Source organism: Serratia sp. UGAL515B_01 (genome assembly GCF_033095805.1).
GTDB lineage: Bacteria > Pseudomonadota > Gammaproteobacteria > Enterobacterales > Enterobacteriaceae > Chania.
In genome coordinates this window covers 1,902,273-1,918,652 of the sequence record NZ_CP109901.1, presented here as the reverse complement: position 1 = coordinate 1,918,652, position 16,380 = coordinate 1,902,273, and the positions used below count along the sequence as shown (strand labels likewise).

Annotated in this window: 14 protein-coding genes; 9 read left to right on the top strand and 5 right to left on the bottom strand. The window is 46.8% G+C overall.

The window, feature by feature from the left end:
* The first annotated feature begins 23 nt into the window (after positions 1-23).
* Positions 24-644, top strand: a complete 621-nt coding sequence (locus tag OK023_RS08825; RefSeq protein WP_317697026.1) for an L-threonylcarbamoyladenylate synthase — start codon at positions 24-26, stop codon at positions 642-644.
* A 152-nt stretch (positions 645-796) separates the two neighbouring features.
* Positions 797-1,702, top strand: coding sequence for a 23S rRNA pseudouridine(2605) synthase RluB (rluB, locus tag OK023_RS08820; protein WP_317697023.1), 906 nt, complete (start codon positions 797-799; stop codon positions 1,700-1,702).
* A 107-nt stretch (positions 1,703-1,809) separates the two neighbouring features.
* Here the strand turns inward: rluB and cobO are convergent, their stop codons facing one another.
* Both cobO and OK023_RS08810 read right to left on the bottom strand, forming a co-directional pair.
* Positions 1,810-2,400: a cob(I)yrinic acid a,c-diamide adenosyltransferase gene (gene cobO / locus OK023_RS08815; protein ID WP_317697589.1), complete on the bottom strand. Its 591-nt coding sequence runs from the start codon at positions 2,398-2,400 to the stop codon at positions 1,810-1,812.
* 13 nt (positions 2,401-2,413) lie between these two features.
* On the bottom strand, positions 2,414-3,175 hold the full coding sequence (locus OK023_RS08810) for a YciK family oxidoreductase (protein ID WP_317697021.1): 762 nt from the start codon (positions 3,173-3,175) through the stop codon (positions 2,414-2,416).
* Positions 3,176-3,641: 466 nt separating this feature from the next.
* On the opposite strand from OK023_RS08810, the gene sohB reads away from it, so the two are divergent.
* Positions 3,642-4,688: a protease SohB gene (gene sohB, locus OK023_RS08805; protein WP_317697019.1), complete on the top strand. Its 1,047-nt coding sequence runs from the start codon at positions 3,642-3,644 to the stop codon at positions 4,686-4,688.
* A gap of 142 nt (positions 4,689-4,830) precedes the next feature.
* Here the strand turns inward: sohB and OK023_RS08800 are convergent, their stop codons facing one another.
* Positions 4,831-5,082: a YciN family protein gene (locus OK023_RS08800; RefSeq protein WP_317697017.1), complete on the bottom strand. Its 252-nt coding sequence runs from the start codon at positions 5,080-5,082 to the stop codon at positions 4,831-4,833.
* Between the two features lie 419 nt (positions 5,083-5,501).
* Here OK023_RS08800 and topA point away from each other — a divergent pair, with 419 nt between their 5' ends.
* The 3 genes from topA (at position 5,502) to acnA (ending at position 12,330) form a co-directional block, all read left to right on the top strand.
* On the top strand, positions 5,502-8,099 hold the full coding sequence (gene topA / locus OK023_RS08795; RefSeq protein ID WP_317697015.1) for a type I DNA topoisomerase: 2,598 nt from the start codon (positions 5,502-5,504) through the stop codon (positions 8,097-8,099).
* Positions 8,100-8,399: 300 nt separating this feature from the next.
* Positions 8,400-9,374, top strand: coding sequence for an HTH-type transcriptional regulator CysB (cysB, locus tag OK023_RS08790; protein WP_317697012.1), 975 nt, complete (start codon positions 8,400-8,402; stop codon positions 9,372-9,374).
* Between the two features lie 283 nt (positions 9,375-9,657).
* Positions 9,658-12,330, top strand: a complete 2,673-nt coding sequence (acnA, locus tag OK023_RS08785; RefSeq protein WP_317697010.1) for an aconitate hydratase AcnA — start codon at positions 9,658-9,660, stop codon at positions 12,328-12,330.
* Positions 12,331-12,377: 47 nt separating this feature from the next.
* Here acnA and ribA read toward each other — a convergent pair whose 3' ends face one another.
* A complete protein-coding gene (gene ribA / locus OK023_RS08780) occupies positions 12,378-12,971 on the bottom strand; it encodes a GTP cyclohydrolase II (protein WP_317697007.1) in 594 nt (197 codons plus the stop codon).
* 363 nt (positions 12,972-13,334) lie between these two features.
* Here ribA and pgpB point away from each other — a divergent pair, with 363 nt between their 5' ends.
* The 3 genes from pgpB (at position 13,335) to lapB (ending at position 16,036) form a co-directional block, all read left to right on the top strand.
* Positions 13,335-14,099 carry a phosphatidylglycerophosphatase B gene (gene pgpB / locus OK023_RS08775; protein WP_317697005.1) on the top strand — a complete coding sequence of 255 codons (765 nt, stop codon included), beginning with the start codon at positions 13,335-13,337 and terminating at the stop codon, positions 14,097-14,099.
* Positions 14,100-14,557: 458 nt separating this feature from the next.
* Positions 14,558-14,860: a LapA family protein gene (locus tag OK023_RS08770; protein ID WP_317697003.1), complete on the top strand. Its 303-nt coding sequence runs from the start codon at positions 14,558-14,560 to the stop codon at positions 14,858-14,860.
* A 6-nt stretch (positions 14,861-14,866) separates the two neighbouring features.
* Positions 14,867-16,036 carry a lipopolysaccharide assembly protein LapB gene (gene lapB / locus OK023_RS08765; protein ID WP_317697001.1) on the top strand — a complete coding sequence of 390 codons (1,170 nt, stop codon included), beginning with the start codon at positions 14,867-14,869 and terminating at the stop codon, positions 16,034-16,036.
* Positions 16,037-16,065: 29 nt separating this feature from the next.
* Here the strand turns inward: lapB and OK023_RS08760 are convergent, their stop codons facing one another.
* Positions 16,066-16,359: an Arc family DNA-binding protein gene (locus tag OK023_RS08760; RefSeq protein ID WP_317696999.1), complete on the bottom strand. Its 294-nt coding sequence runs from the start codon at positions 16,357-16,359 to the stop codon at positions 16,066-16,068.
* Positions 16,360-16,380 lie beyond the last annotated feature (21 nt).

The following is a 16,380-nucleotide window of genomic DNA, read 5'->3' as shown; positions in this document are numbered from 1 at the left end:
TGCATTACATTCAGGAGTATCAGATGAGTCAGCTATTTTATATTCACCCGGACAATCCTCAGCCACGGTTGATTAATCAGGCCGTAGACGTGCTGCGTAAAGGGGGGGTGATTGTCTATCCAACGGACTCTGGCTATGCGTTAGGCTGCAAGTTGGAAGAGAAAAACGCCATGGAACGCATTTGTCGTATTCGCCAGTTGGATGGAAACCATAACTTTACCCTGATGTGCCGCGATTTGTCAGAGTTGTCGACGTATGCCTACGTGGATAATACATCATTTCGACTTATCAAAAATAATACACCAGGCAATTACACTTTCATCCTTAAAGCGACCAAAGAAGTGCCTCGCCGCCTGATGAATGAAAAACGTAAAACCATCGGTCTGCGTGTTCCTTCCAATCCGATTGCTCTTGCTTTGCTGGAAGTATTGAATGAACCGATGATGTCGACAACGCTAATGTTGCCGGGTAACGATTTTGCTGAATCCGATCCGGAAGAGATCAGCGAGCATCTTGGAAAGCAGGTAGACTTGGTGATCCATGGTGGTTTTCTCGGGCAGCAGCCTACAACAGTTATCGACCTGACAGAATCAGCACCGGAAGTGGTTAGGGAGGGAGCGGGCGATCCCTTTCCCTTTCGATGAACTGCCTGATGAAGTCGGTGCCAATAAGGGATAAAGCCTTTATAATGGATGACTGATTATTACCAAGAGATAATCTTTACCGCTACGGTTCTCACTCGTGCAGCGGTAAAGTCCCCCCCGACGCCTGTGAAGGCGACACTAGAGGTTGCTCAATGAGCGAAAAGTTACAGAAAGTTTTAGCGCGTGCTGGTCATGGTTCGCGTCGTGAAATAGAAACCATCATCGAGGCTGGCCGTGTCAGTGTAGACGGCAAAATTGCCAAACTGGGTGACCGCGTAGAGGTTAATCCTGCGATGAAAATTCGTATAGATGGCCATGTGGTTTCAATCAAAGAATCTGAAGAGTCCGTTTGCCGCGTGTTGGCTTACTATAAACCTGAAGGTGAGCTTTGTACTCGCAGCGATCCTGAAGGCCGCCCGACGGTATTCGATCGGTTGCCAAAACTGCGTGGTTCACGTTGGGTGGCAGTAGGGCGTTTGGACGTGAATACCTCCGGCTTATTGTTGTTTACCACGGACGGCGAGCTGGCTAATCGCTTGATGCACCCAAGCCGTGAGGTTGAGCGTGAATACGCTGTGCGAGTGTTCGGTCAGATTGATGATGAGAAAGTGAAACAACTTAATCGTGGTGTACAGTTGGAAGATGGTCCTGCTGCATTCCGTACCATCAGTTTCCAAGGTGGTGAAGGGATTAATCAGTGGTACAACGTTACGCTGACAGAAGGGCGGAACCGTGAAGTTCGTCGCCTGTGGGAAGCCGTCGGTGTTCAGGTGAGCCGCCTGATCCGTGTTCGTTATGGCGATATCGACCTCCCCAAAGGATTACCTCGTGGCGGTTGGACTGAACTCGATCTGCCAGCCATCAATTATCTGCGGGAGCTGGTGGAATTGAAGCCGGAAACCGTCAGCAAATTACCTGTAGAGCGTGAACGTCGCCGGGTAAAAGCCAATCAGATCCGCCGAGCGGTAAAACGTCACAGTCAGGTTGCTTCCGGCAATCGACGTGGTACACCGGGCAGCAAACCCGGTAAACCGGCAAAATCCTTAAAACGCAGCTAAGCGGTTTGCATGGCCGTGCCTGATATCAGGCACGGCCATGGCATGTTTTGCTTCTCAAACGCCTGACAATCTAGAATACGGGCTTCAGAGCTTGCGGTAAGGTCTGACTACCAATCAATACCTTGTTGCGCTTTGATTCCGGCCTCAAAGGCATGTTTCACTGGGCGCATTTCCGTCACGGTATCTGCCAGTTCCAGTAAGTCGCGATGGCAGCCACGGCCGGTAATGATCACAGTTTGGTGTGCGGGCCGCTGATCCAACGCCTCGACTAACTCCTCCAACGCCAAGTAGCCATAACTTACCATATAAGTGAGTTCATCCATCAAAACCAGGTCCAGAGTGTCATCGGCTAACATGCGTTTAGCGTGCTGCCAAACCGCCTGACAGGCTGCTTTGTCACTCTCTTTATCCTGTGTTTCCCAAGTAAAACCGGTTGCCATCACTTGAAATTCAACACCATGCTGTTGCAGTAAGTTTTTTTCGCCATTTGGCCATTGCCCCTTGATGAACTGGATCACGCCAGCTTTCATGCCATGACCTATTGCGCGCGTGACGGTACCAAAGGCGGCGGTTGTTTTTCCTTTGCCATTACCGGTAAAAACCAGTAACAAACCACGGACTTCTTGTGCGGCGGCAATACGGGCATCCACCTGTTCTTTGATACGCTGCTGACGTTGTTGGTGACGATTTTCCGCCATATTCAACTGTTCCTTATTCGGCTGCACCGGGTTGACGATTGGGTTGTGCATCGAAGCTTATACCGGTTTTTTTACAGCTATCATCACCCATTAAATACAAATAAAGTGGCATGATATCGGCGGGTGTTTTCAGTCTGTTTTTATCTTCGTCAGGAAATGCAGATGCGCGCATTTGAGTACGTGTGCCACCGGGATTGATACAGTTTACGCGCAAATTGAGGTTTTTATACTCGTCGGCTAATACCTGCATCATACCTTCGGTAGCAAATTTGGAAACGGCATAAGCGCCCCAATTGGCACGCCCTTTACGACCAACGCTGGAACTGGTAAAGACCAAAGATCCTGAATTTGATTTCAGCAGTAGCGGTAATAGCGCTTGGGTTAACATAAATGTTGCATTAACGTTGACTTGCATGACTTCGTCCCAGACTTTCATCGAAAGTTCTGCCATCGGGATAATATCACCCAGCAGACCAGCATTGTGCAGTACGCCATCAAGACGCGATACATGCTGCGCCAAATCATCAGCTACTTTTTGGCAGTTTTCAGATGAGGCTTCCAGCAAATCGAAAGTAATGATGTGGGCCTGAGGGCCACCATAGGTGGCAATTTCAGCTTGCACGGCCCGAAGTTTACCTTCACTTCGTCCCAACAACACCAATTGCGCTCCAAAACGTGCGTAAGTCAGCGCGGCTTCGCGACCGATACCGTCACTCGCTCCAGTGACCAGAATAATACGTTGTTTGAGCAAATCGTGTTTGGGTTGGTAATGCACAGATGTTCCTCACGTTATGATTCAGGATGTACCAGATGAAAGTGTGCTGCCAGCAAAAAGCTCCCAGCCTTGACGACTGCGGTGCACTACTGTGAATTAATTTTTTAATTCACAACAGGCATTGTATTGCCTGAAAAAATTCATCTCCAATATCAAGCCTACAGGGTCGTGATTCTTATGTCACAAGAAATATACTTGGCTCACCCTTTGGCTCTATTGTCAATAGCCTTCAAATTGATTCCTAGCCTACTTGTTGCTGCGTTACTTATAGGCAGTACTCTTACTACAACTTAACGCAAGCGTCACTGGCGATTAAAGGACACAGTCTAGAGGCCATTTGGGTATCACTTAGTTACCGTAGACGGGAAAGAAAACAAGTAATTTTCATTTGACCGCGACAGTCGCAATACAGATTGGTTAAAATAAGTTAAGTCACTCAAACAAACTGTAAATTAAGGCGGGATCTGTGGAGTTTATTTCTATTTATGGCCTGTTTCTGGCTAAAGTTGCCACGGTGGTGATTGCCATTGCAGCGCTGGCATTACTGGCGGTCAGTCTTGGGCAGCGCAAAGCCCAGCAAAAAGGGGAACTGCAACTTACCGATCTGGGTGAACAGTATCGTGAAATGCAGCGTGAAATGCGTCTTTCACGTATGGGTGCCGCGGAGCAAAAAGCTTGGAGCAAGCAGTTTAAAAAGCAAAATAAGGCTGACGAAAAACTGAAGAAACAGCGTGCGAAATCTGGTGCTGTAGAGGTCACAAAACCTTGTCTTTATGTTATTGATTTTAAAGGTAGTATGGATGCGCATGAAGTCACCTCATTACGTGAAGAGATATCTGCTGTTTTGGCCGTTGCAACAACCAAGGATGGGGTGTTACTGCGTCTTGAAAGCCCGGGAGGTGTTGTGCACGGTTATGGCTTGGCAGCCTCTCAATTGGAACGTTTGCGTAAAGGTGGCATTCGCCTTACGGTTGCGGTGGACAAGGTTGCGGCCAGTGGTGGCTACATGATGGCGTGTGTTGCCGATCGTATTGTGGCGGCTCCTTTCGCCATTATCGGGTCGATTGGTGTGGTGGCACAAATACCCAATTTCCATCGTTTGCTGAAAAAGAACGATATCGATGTTGAGCTGCACACCGCTGGGCAATTCAAACGGACATTAACATTGTTTGGTGAAAATACGGAACAAGGACGTGAAAAATTCCGTGAAGACTTGAACGAAACTCACGAACTGTTCAAGCAATTTGTTCATCAGCAACGCCCTTCTCTGGATATTGACAGCGTAGCAACCGGCGAACACTGGTTTGGTTCGCAGGCAAAAGACAAAGGGTTGATCGATGCAGTGGGGACCAGTGATGATTTACTGATTGCTGAAATGGAAAACCATGAGGTCATTGGTGTGCGATATGCGCGTCGTAAACGTATGGTTGAACGTTTTACTGGCAGTGCGGCGGAAAGCGTCGATCGTTTGTTGTTGCGTTGGTGGCAACGTGGTGAAAAACCTCTTATCTAAATCGTGTTATATACCGTTGCTATTCAAGCTAGAGAAGCGTTAGCTGTGTGAATCGGCAAGTCTGTGGGCTTCGCTCTTTGTTGCCGAATGTGCGTGGCGATAGACAATTTTACGGAGGGTAAATGCCCCCCGATTTTGATGTTCAATCAGACAGGTGATATTTCTCTGAAAGCATATGGGCCAGATGTTTAAACATATTAAATACGGCGGTAGTCTTTATCGTTGGTAATCCATCAGGATCTAAAAAAAATTCACCGCTAAAAACCAAAACGCTGCCTTTTTGTTCAACACCGGTAGCTATCATGCCATGAAGATAATCCTCGTGTTGACGGATGATGTTATTTGCTTCTGTTAACAGCGCTTCGCGTTCAATTGGCTGAGTATTGGCTCGCATTTATTCTACTCCAGACAAAAAATCTCTATGCATTCTACCGCTGGTTCGCGTTTATCCGCAAACCGACTAAGGTTTACTTAATACCTTCATGGTGAGTGATTTCGGTTGTTATCGGTGAAATGCCGTTTCCCGAGTTAATTAGGTTGCGCGTCGTTTTTTATCAGGTAGAGTGTGGGATTTTGTGACTCTGGGGGGGTGTTTACGCTCTGTGGGGTCTTAAGACGAGAAAGAGTTGTGGATGCGAATTGAGCAAGTAGAGTCGACAACTTGCGTTTAGGTTGACCAGTTGGGCAACCGTTATAAAAAATATGTTGATCTCCAGCCAGAGTACCGCAATATAAAAAAGAGATATGATTGCCGCGGTACGGCGAGATAAACGGCTTCTTTAATATGAAGCAATAAATCAGGTAAAGGTAAATATGGGTAAAGCTCTCGTAATAGTTGAGTCCCCGGCAAAAGCCAAAACTATTAATAAATATTTAGGAAGTGACTACGTGGTGAAATCCAGCGTTGGTCATATCCGTGATTTACCAACCAGTGGCTCAGCGAGCAAAAAGAGCGCTGATTCGAGCGAAGACAAAGCAAAAAAGAAAGTCAAGAAAGACGAAAAGACGGCGCTTGTCAATCGTATGGGCGTTGATCCTTACCATGGTTGGAAAGCGCATTACGAAATTCTCCCCGGCAAAGAAAAAGTTGTTGCTGAGCTGAAACTGTTGGCAGAAAATGCCGACCATATTTATCTCGCAACTGACCTTGACCGCGAAGGAGAGGCCATTGCTTGGCACCTGCGGGAAGTGATCGGTGGAGACGAAAAACGATTTAGCCGCGTTGTGTTTAACGAAATCACTAAAAACGCCATTCAGCAGGCGTTTGAAGCGCCTGGTGAACTGAATATAAACCGTGTCAATGCACAACAGGCGCGTCGTTTTATGGATCGCGTTGTGGGTTACATGGTTTCACCATTGCTGTGGAAAAAAATTGCCCGTGGTCTTTCTGCTGGCCGGGTACAGTCAGTTGCGGTGCGTCTGGTTGTGGAGCGAGAGCGCGACATCAAAGCGTTTGTGCCGGAAGAGTACTGGGAGTTGCATGCCGATCTGTTGGCGAAGGGTGAAACCGCGTTGCAGATGGAAGTGACTCACGTCCACGATAAGCCGTTCAAACCTGTTAATCGTGAGCAGACTCATGCAGCTATAGCGTTGTTGGAAAAAGCGCGTTATACCGTACTGGATCGTGAAGACAAACCGACCAGCAGTAAGCCGGGAGCGCCTTTCATCACCTCTACCTTGCAGCAGGCAGCCAGTACTCGTCTGAGCTTTGGTGTAAAGAAAACCATGATGATGGCTCAGCGTTTGTATGAAGCGGGTCACATCACCTATATGCGTACTGACTCCACCAACCTTAGTCAAGATGCGCTTAACATGGTACGCGGTTATATCGGTGACAATTTTGGTGACAAATACCTGCCGAAGGCCGCCAATCAATACAGCAGTAAAGAAAACTCTCAGGAAGCGCACGAGGCTATCCGTCCTTCAGATGTTAGCGTACTCGCCGAACAATTGAAGGACATGGAAGCGGATGCACAGAAGCTTTATCAACTTATCTGGCGTCAGTTTGTGGCCTGCCAGATGACGCCTGCGCAGTACGATTCAACCACCTTGACAGTGAAAGCAGGGGATTTCCAGCTTCGTGCTAAAGGCCGAACATTGCGTTTCGATGGTTGGACCAAAGTGATGCCAGCACTGCGTAAAGGTGATGAAGATCGCACTTTGCCATTTGTTGAAGTGGGTACCGTTCTGGATCTTCAAAAACTGATCCCAAGTCAGCACTTTACCAAGCCGCCGGCGCGTTACAGTGAAGCTTCATTGGTTAAAGAACTTGAAAAGCGTGGTATTGGTCGGCCTTCAACCTATGCGTCGATCATTTCCACTATTCAGGATCGTGGTTATGTTAGAGCTGAAAATCGGCGTTTCTATGCTGAAAAAATGGGTGAAATCGTAACCGATCGTTTGGAAGAAAACTTTCGTGAACTGATGAACTATGATTTTACGGCGCGCATGGAAGACAGTCTTGATCAGGTCGCTAAAAATCATGCTGAATGGAAAGTGGTGCTTGACGAATTTTTTGCAGAATTCAGCGAACAGCTAGAGACTGCAGAGAAAGATCCTGAAGAGGGTGGAATGCGCCCTAACCAGATGGTGATAACCAGTATTGGCTGTCCAACCTGCAGCCGTCAAATGGGGATACGTACTGCCAGCACCGGTGTGTTCCTCGGGTGTTCTGGTTATGCGTTATCGCCAAAAGAGCGTTGTAAAACCACCATCAATCTGGTGCCTGAAGCAGAAGTTCTCAATATTCTAGAAGGGGATGATGCCGAAACTAACGCCTTGCGTGCACGCCGTCGCTGCCAGAAATGTGGCACTGCTATGGACAGCTATCTTATCGATAGCCAGCGTAAGTTGCATGTGTGTGGTAATAATCCGGCTTGTGATGGTTACGAGATTGAAGAGGGCGAATTCCGACTGAAGGGCTACGATGGTCCAATAGTCGAATGTGAAAAATGTGGCTCTGAAATGCACCTGAAAATGGGACGTTTCGGTAAATACATGGGATGTACCAACGAAAACTGTAAGAATACGCGTAAGATCCTTCGCAATGGTGAGGTTGCTCCGCCAAAAGAAGATCCAGTACCACTGCCTGAATTGCCATGTGAAAAATCTGATGCCTACTTCGTATTACGCGATGGTGCAGCAGGCGTTTTCCTCGCGGCCAATACCTTTCCTAAATCTCGCGAAACCCGCGCCCCGTTGGTGGAAGAGCTGGTAAGATTTAAAGATAGGTTGCCGGAGAAGTTGCGTTATTTAGCCGAAGCACCGGCTAACGACCCAGAAGGTAACAAAGCAATGGTGCGCTTCAGCCGTAAGACCAAACAGCAGTATGTTTCCTCTGAGAAAGAGGGTAAAGCTACTGGGTGGTCTGTTTTTTACATCGATGGTAAGTGGGTAGAAAGTAAAAAGTAATCTCGATTTGTTTTCCCCATGACAAGACCAGCTCAAAAAGCTGGTTTTTTTTGGTCCAACTCTTCTACTGCTAAATATTCTTTACGGAGAAAGGTTTGCCGTTGATCGTTATATGAAATAATCGTTATCATGACATGGCACCTACCTATACTTGATGTTGCGACGTGATATAGTAGTTATATAAAAAATTTTCTTATGATTAAAGCTTATTAACAACGGCGTTTTCTTCGGCACCTATGTGAAATCGCTGTGATGAGGCTTGTTACTGTTCGCAGTGATTACCCTAGGATGGTCTAAGATATGAAATTGCAGCAACTTCGTTACATCGTGGAAGTCGTCAACCATAACCTCAATGTTTCCTCTACGGCCGAAGGTCTCTATACCTCGCAGCCTGGCATCAGTAAACAGGTGAGAATGTTAGAAGACGAACTGGGTATTCAGATTTTTGCGCGTAGTGGCAAACATCTAACCCAGGTCACTCCAGCAGGGCTTGAAGTCATCCGGATTGCCCGTGAAGTACTGTCCAAAGTAGAGGCTATAAAGGCTGTTGCTGGCGAGCATACTTATCCTGATAAAGGATCACTGTACGTTGCGACCACGCATACGCAGGCACGTTATGCGTTGCCTACAGTAATAAAGGGCTTTATTGAACGTTATCCGCGAGTGTCGTTACATATGCATCAAGGTTCACCGACACAAATTGCTGAAGCTGTTTCTAAAGGCTCCGCCGATTTCGCCATAGCGACAGAAGCGCTTCATCTTTACGATGATTTAATTATGCTTCCTTGTTACCACTGGAACCGTTCAGTGATTGTGAAACCCGATCATCCGTTGGCGGCTAAGGGCAACATTACTATCGAAGAACTGGCTGCTTATCCGCTCGTCACTTATACTTTCGGTTTCACTGGACGATCTGAATTAGATACTGCTTTTAACCGCGCTGGGTTGACGCCACATATTGTCTTTACTGCTACCGATGCCGACGTTATCAAAACTTATGTTCGTTTAGGTCTTGGCGTGGGTGTTATCGCTAGCATGGCAGTAGATCCGGTGCAGGATCCTGACTTAGTTAGCGTGAATGCGCAGGACATCTTCACATACAGCACAACTAAAATCGGTTTTCGTCGTAGCACATTCCTACGTACCTATATGTACGATTTCATTCACCGCTTTGCTCCTCACTTAACGCGTGATGTTGTAGATACTGCGGTAGTGCTTCGCTCCAACGAGGACATTGAAGCAATGTTCAAAGATGTCAAGCTGCCTATTAAATAACATTTTTCGTAGAGGAGGCACTTGCTTACATCCCTTCATTTTATTTTTACACATAAGATATTAGGCTTTGTCATTTAACTATTTGTACCAGAAGATACAAGCCTGATTATTTTTTCTCTGTCAGATATTCCGCATTACTAACCCTATCTTGTCTTCTGTTTGAATTGCATCATCTCTTGTTACGATGAAATCACATTGTTAAATAAATGATGCATAATGTTTGTGTTATCTTTAAATGTAATCTCAGTAATTATCCTGTCGTTGCATAATTAATGGAGAAGCTATGTCGCCCGATCTTCGTAAACCGAGTATGGAGAAGTTGGTTGTACTGAATAGTGAATATTACTATTACAGTTTACCACTCGCTGCCAGAGAGTTAGGGGATATTGACCGGCTGCCCAAATCATTAAAAGTATTACTGGAAAACTTACTGCGCCATTTAGATGGTGACACCGTACAGGAGGAGGATCTCAAAGCGATTGTCGGTTGGTTGCAAACCGGTCATGCAGAGCGCGAAATCGCCTATCGCCCAGCACGAGTATTGATGCAAGACTTTACCGGTGTACCCGCTGTTGTTGACCTTGCTGCCATGCGTGAAGCGGTACTACGCCTTGGCGGTAAAGTCGACCAGGTAAATCCACTATCTCCGGTGGATCTGGTAATCGACCACTCCGTAACAGTTGATGAGTTTGGTGATAACGATGCGTTTGCCGAAAACGTTCGTATCGAGATGAAACGCAATCATGAGCGCTACACTTTCTTGCGGTGGGGGCAAAAAGCCTTTAATCGTTTCCGGGTGGTACCTCCTGGTACAGGTATTTGTCACCAGGTTAATCTGGAATATTTGGGAAAAACCGTCTGGCATACTGAAGAAAATGGTAAACGTATTGCCTATCCTGATACCTTAGTCGGTACTGATTCCCATACAACGATGATCAATGGCCTCGGTATTCTTGGGTGGGGAGTGGGCGGTATAGAGGCTGAGGCAGCCATGCTCGGCCAACCCGTTTCCATGCTAATTCCTGATGTTGTGGGTTTTAAACTTAACGGTAAGTTAAGGGAGGGGATCACTGCCACTGACTTGGTGTTAACCGTGACACAAATGCTGCGTAAGCACGGAGTAGTGGGTAAGTTTGTTGAGTTTTATGGTGATGGATTGGCTGATTTGCCATTGGCCGATCGGGCGACTATCGCCAACATGTCACCAGAATTTGGGGCAACCTGTGGTTTCTTCCCGGTAGATGATGTCACGCTGAGTTATCTTAAGCTAAGTGGCCGGACTGCCGAACAGATCGCGTTGGTAGAGGCTTATGCCAAGGCACAGGGCCTGTGGCGTAACCCTGGCGATGAGCCGATTTTCACCAGTACTCTTACGTTGGATATGTCTACGGTTGAAGCCAGTCTGGCTGGACCTAAACGCCCACAAGATCGCGTTGCACTGACACTGGTGCCAAAAACATTCAGTTCCGCAGTTGAACTGGAAAGGGGGGATAAAAAAGAGCAGCAAGATGTGAAAAACTTCACGTTGAATGGAGAAAACCACGAGCTAAGTACCGGTGCAGTCGTAATTGCTGCCATTACATCCTGTACAAATACCTCCAATCCTAGTGTGATGATGGCCGCGGGGCTGGTGGCAAAAAAAGCGGTGGAAAAAGGCTTAAAGAGTAAACCTTGGGTAAAAACGTCGTTGGCCCCTGGTTCTAAGGTCGTGACCGAGTACTATAATCGAGCAGGTTTAACTCCCTATTTGGAACGATTGGGTTTTAACCTCGTCGGCTATGGTTGTACTACCTGTATCGGTAACTCTGGGCCACTTCCCGCCCCCATTGAGCAAGCAATCAGGGAAGGCGACCTCACGGTGAGTGCGGTACTTTCCGGTAACCGTAATTTTGAAGGTCGGATCCATCCATTGGTGAAAACCAACTGGTTAGCCTCACCACCCCTAGTGGTCGCCTATGCCTTGGCTGGTAACATGAATATTGATCTTACTCATGAGCCGTTGGGGGAAGGCCGCGCAGGTGAACCTGTCTATCTGAAAGATATCTGGCCTAGCACTCAGGAGATTGCTCAGGCTGTGGAACAAGTTCGTACCGAGATGTTCCACAAAGAATATGGGGCCGTGTTTGACGGCGATGCTAGTTGGCAATCGATCGAGGTCACGAGGTCAGCGACTTATCCATGGCAACCGGATTCGACCTATATCCGCCATCCTCCTTTCTTCAGCACAATGAAAGCACAACCTGAACCTCTTCAAGATATTAAACATGCACGTATTCTTGCGATCCTTGGGGATTCAGTGACCACCGATCATATTTCTCCTGCAGGTAACATCAAACGGGAAAGCCCTGCCGGCAGGTATCTGAGTGAGCATGGTGTAGAAGTAAACGACTTCAACTCTTACGGCTCGCGCCGAGGTAACCACGAAGTGATGATGCGAGGCACATTTGCCAACATCCGTATTCGTAACGAAATGGTGCCTGACGTTGAAGGGGGATATACCCTTCATCTTCCTTCACAGAATCAGATGCCTATCTATGATGCCGCTATGCGTTACCAGCAAGAACAGGTAACGCTGGCGGTGATTGCCGGTAAGGAGTATGGTTCCGGTTCGAGCCGTGACTGGGCTGCCAAGGGGCCGCGTTTATTAGGGGTACGAGTGGTGATTGCCGAGTCCTTTGAGCGCATTCATCGTTCCAACTTGATTGGTATGGGGATCCTACCTCTGGAGTTTCCGCAAGATGTGACGCGTAAAACGTTGGGGTTGATAGGGGACGAAAAAATTAGCGTCAGTGGTTTACAAACGTTGCAACCCGGGCAGAAGGTGCCGGTCAATATCACCTATGCGAATGGTCGGCAGGCCGTGGTTAACACTCTTTGCCGCATAGATACCAGTAATGAACTCACTTATTACCAGAATGACGGCATTCTTCACTATGTGATTCGGAAGATGCTGTAGAAGGAACAAGGGCGCTAATTTAGCGCCCTTGTGATTTTTAGCCGTTTTTATTTCTTATCCAGCAAGTGCCCCATTTTAGCAGCCTTGGTGGCAAGATAATGCTCATTTTTGGGATTCCGGCCAACGAGTAAGGGGACTCTCTCCGTAATATTGATACCCGCCTCACTCAGAATTTCGACTTTTTTCGGATTGTTGGTTAACAACCGAACCGCCTTAACACCCAGTAACTTGAACATGTCAGAACACAAAGTAAAGTCGCGTTCATCGGCAGCGAAACCGAGTTGATGGTTAGCTTCTACGGTATCTGCCCCTTTATCTTGTAAAGCATAGGCTCTAATCTTGTTCAGCAGCCCGATATTACGACCTTCCTGCCGGTGATAAAGCAGAATGCCACGTCCTTCTTCAGCGATATGTTCTAGAGCGGCTTCCAGTTGAAAACCGCAGTCACAGCGCAGGCTGAATAGCGCATCGCCGGTCAAACACTCAGAATGGACTCGAGAGAGTACTGGCGTATCGCCAGAAATATCACCGAATATTAGCGCTAGATGATCCTGCCCGGTTGCCAGTTCTTCAAATCCTACCATGAGGAAATCACCCCAGGGTGTTGGCAGTTTGGCTTCTGCCACACGTTTAAGCTGCATGTCACTCTCCACAAACACATCCGGTCAAATCATTGTGTGCATCCTATGTCTGGACCAGGAAACAGACCAGCACTGAAAAACACAGTTATGAGCTATTTAGATTCATTATTCCTCATTTTGCCATAATTTCTTGCTGAGCTGTGCTTATTAAACCCGCATACAGCGTCTTGATTTGGCTATTATTGCAATAGGCCTTTTTATTTATGAAAAAAATGGATGCGGATCGCTGTCAGTAAAATGGAAAAACAGTCATTATTAACGCGTTGCTGTTTATAGATGGGTACATAGGCTTAATTTTAGTGACATTTCTGAAATTATAAAATTGTTACACTGTGAGTGGTTTCCGGTTGAAGGATAAATTGAATGTTAGAGGTAGCAAAGCGCACAGCTGCTGGGGCCATTGTGCTTCTGTTGATGCCGCTGCTGGTATGGTTTGCCGGCTGGCAGTGGCAGCCGGGTGGTGATAACCGTCTACTGAAAGGAATGTACTGGATAACAGAAACGGTCTCTTCACCTTGGGGGGGCATCTCTAGTTTGCTTCTATCTGGATGGTTTCTGTGGTGTTTGCGTGTTCGCATTAAATCGGCAATAGGTTTGTTTATCTTGCTTTCTGCCGCAATTGTTATCGGTCAAGGTATCAAGTCAACGATAAAAAACCAAGTGCAAGAGCCACGTCCGTTTGTTTTGTGGTTAGAGTCAACCTATCACGTCGATGAAAAATATTTTTATTCACTCTCCCGTAAAGAGCGAAGCACGTTAGTAAAAGAGCAACTTCAGTCGCAGACGCAGGTGCCATCATGGCTGAGTAGACACTGGCAATCAGAGACCGGCTTTGCTTTTCCTTCTGGGCATACTATGTTTGCTGCAAGTTGGGCACTGCTTGGTCTGGGATTGCTTTGGCCACGTCGACATTATAAGACGGTGACGGTATTGATGGTTTGGGCGTTTGGTGTCATGGCTAGCCGCTTGTTACTTGGCATGCATTGGCCGCGTGATCTGGCGATGGCGGTAGCTATTAGTTGGCTGTTGGTTACCATGGCCAGTTGGTTGGCACAGCGCTGGTTTGGTCCCCTGACTATTCCACCACAGGAGTCTCAGAAGATGACTAAACGAGAGCACAAAGAATAATAACTTGTTAGGTGTCATTCAAGCATCTGTGCAGATGCTGAGAACGAATAAGGCCAGCCACTACCCAAACGTGATTTTCAATCGGTATTATTGATAGCGGTTTACCGGTTTTTATTTGAAGTTGGAAGGGAGCGCTATGAATAGCATAAGTGATGTTGTCACTTGCACAAAGGATTATCCCTCGTGCTGGATATACCCAAAACCAAGAGAGAATGGAAAAGTTGAGAAGTCTTATCACTAACTCCTCTATGTAGTTCCATTTCCTGCTGAATATACCAACAGATGTGTGGTTTTATGGTGCTTCAGGGTTTCCTTGCTACGTTGGGAAATGCTAACTTAGGTGGCTGGGAGCCAGCTATGGCAGATATCCTTTGTATTGTAAATTTATGTTACTGCGCAGTAGATTGTGGAACATGGGCTAGAACCCATCCTATTCACTCGGCATTGCAGGAAGGAATGTGAAATATTTGCTGATTTTTTTGTTAGTTCTGGTGATATTCGTGATTTCAGTCACGCTAGGTGCACAAAATGACCAAATAGTGGCTTTTAATTATTTAGTTGCTCAAGGGGAATTTCGTGTATCAACCCTATTGGCTACCTTGTTTGGCTGCGGATTTCTGTTGGGCTGGATCATTTGTGGGGTATTTTATCTTCGTGTACGCATTGGATTAGGCCGTGCCGAACGGAAAATCAAAAAGTTGGAACTTCAACTTGCAACGCCTACCGAGCTTCCGCCTTTGCCAGCTGTCAGCAAGGAATAATCTCTTATGTTAGAACTGCTGTTTCTGTTGCTGCCCGTAGCTGCCGCATACGGTTGGTACATGGGGCGCAGAAGTGCTCAGCAGGATAAACAACATGAAGCCAACCGTCTCTCACGCGAATATGTGACTGGTGTGAACTTCTTGCTTTCCAATCAGCAAGATAAAGCAGTCGAGCTGTTTCTGGATATGCTCAAAGAGGATAGCAACACCGTTGAAGCTCATCTGACGTTGGGTAATCTGTTCCGCTCTCGTGGTGAAGTTGATCGCGCTATTCGAATCCACCAGGCACTGATGGAAAGTGCCTGCCTTACCTTCGAGCAACGTCTTTTAGCAATACAACAGCTAGGTCGCGATTATATGGCGGCAGGGCTGTATGACCGTGCTGAAAACATGTTTAGCCAACTGGTCAATGAAGAAGAGTTTCGCATTTCCGCATTGCAACAGCTGTTGACCATCTACCAAGCGACTAGTGATTGGCAGAAAGCTATTGATGTTGCTGAAAGACTGGTTAAGCTAGGGAAAGATAAGCAACGATTTGAAATTGCACATTTTTACTGTGAGTTAGCTTTGCAGGCGATGGGCAGTGACGATTTGGATAAGGCCATGAGTTTGCTAAAACGTGCAGCTTCAGCAGATAAACAATGTGCCCGTGTGTCAGTCATGGTTGGACGTATTTTCATGGCACAAGAGGATTTTGCCAAAGCAATAGAGGTATTGAAGCGCGTATTAGATCAAGACAAAGAATTTGTCAGCGAAAGCTTACCGATGTTGCATGAGTGTTACAAAAATTTACCGCAACAGAAGGGATGGACTGAGTTCCTCAAGCGCTGTGTTGAAGAGAATACTGGGGCTACGGCGGAGCTGATGTTGGCTGAGCTGATCGAACAACGTGAAGGGCGTGATACGGCGCAGGCTTACATCAATCGTCAATTGCAGCATCACCCAACCATGCGCGTGTTTTATCGTCTGATGGATTATCACTTGGCCGATGCAGAAGATGGGCGTGCCAAAGAGAGCCTGCTATTATTGCGCGATATGGTGGGGGAACAGCTCCGTACCAAACCGCGTTATCGTTGCCACAAATGTGGTTTTACTGCGCATTCACTCTATTGGCACTGTCCTTCGTGTCGTGCATGGGCTTCGGTAAAACCTATTCGCGGTCTTGATGGCCAATAAAATGGGGCCTTGAAGTTGCCCCGATCCCGTTAGGATTGTTTTTTCTTGCCAGCTTTCGCATTACCTTTTAGCAACTGACGCAACTTTTTCAGTTCCTTCTGGCTAAGGGGTTGTTCGATTTCCTCTTCAATACCTTGATTGTCGATTTCGCTATGATGTAAAGGAACGACTTTTTTTCCGGATTTTACTGGCAGATTAAAACTGTTTTCCAACCGCTGGCAAACCTCAGCACTTAAGGAGACTTGGTTCTCGACAGCGATAGTTTTAATTTTTTCTTTCAATGCCAGAGGAATTTTTATGGTTAGTGTAGAGATCTCACTCATTTTGCTGCCTTTTATGCAAGA

What these genes read in the sequence shown, in the direction of transcription:
- OK023_RS08825 (WP_317697026.1), top strand. Translation starts at nt 24, where the DNA reads ATGAGTCAGCTATTTTATATTCACCCGGACAATCCTCAGCCACGGTTG.
- rluB (WP_317697023.1), top strand. Translation starts at nt 797, where the DNA reads ATGAGCGAAAAGTTACAGAAAGTTTTAGCGCGTGCTGGTCATGGTTCG.
- cobO (WP_317697589.1), bottom strand. Translation starts at nt 2,400, where the DNA reads ATGGCGGAAAATCGTCACCAACAACGTCAGCAGCGTATCAAAGAACAG.
- OK023_RS08800 (WP_317697017.1), bottom strand. Translation starts at nt 5,082, where the DNA reads ATGCGAGCCAATACTCAGCCAATTGAACGCGAAGCGCTGTTAACAGAA.
- topA (WP_317697015.1), top strand. Translation starts at nt 5,502, where the DNA reads ATGGGTAAAGCTCTCGTAATAGTTGAGTCCCCGGCAAAAGCCAAAACT.
- cysB (WP_317697012.1), top strand. Translation starts at nt 8,400, where the DNA reads ATGAAATTGCAGCAACTTCGTTACATCGTGGAAGTCGTCAACCATAAC.
- acnA (WP_317697010.1), top strand. Translation starts at nt 9,658, where the DNA reads ATGTCGCCCGATCTTCGTAAACCGAGTATGGAGAAGTTGGTTGTACTG.
- ribA (WP_317697007.1), bottom strand. Translation starts at nt 12,971, where the DNA reads ATGCAGCTTAAACGTGTGGCAGAAGCCAAACTGCCAACACCCTGGGGT.
- pgpB (WP_317697005.1), top strand. Translation starts at nt 13,335, where the DNA reads ATGTTAGAGGTAGCAAAGCGCACAGCTGCTGGGGCCATTGTGCTTCTG.
- lapB (WP_317697001.1), top strand. Translation starts at nt 14,867, where the DNA reads ATGTTAGAACTGCTGTTTCTGTTGCTGCCCGTAGCTGCCGCATACGGT.
- OK023_RS08760 (WP_317696999.1), bottom strand. Translation starts at nt 16,359, where the DNA reads ATGAGTGAGATCTCTACACTAACCATAAAAATTCCTCTGGCATTGAAA.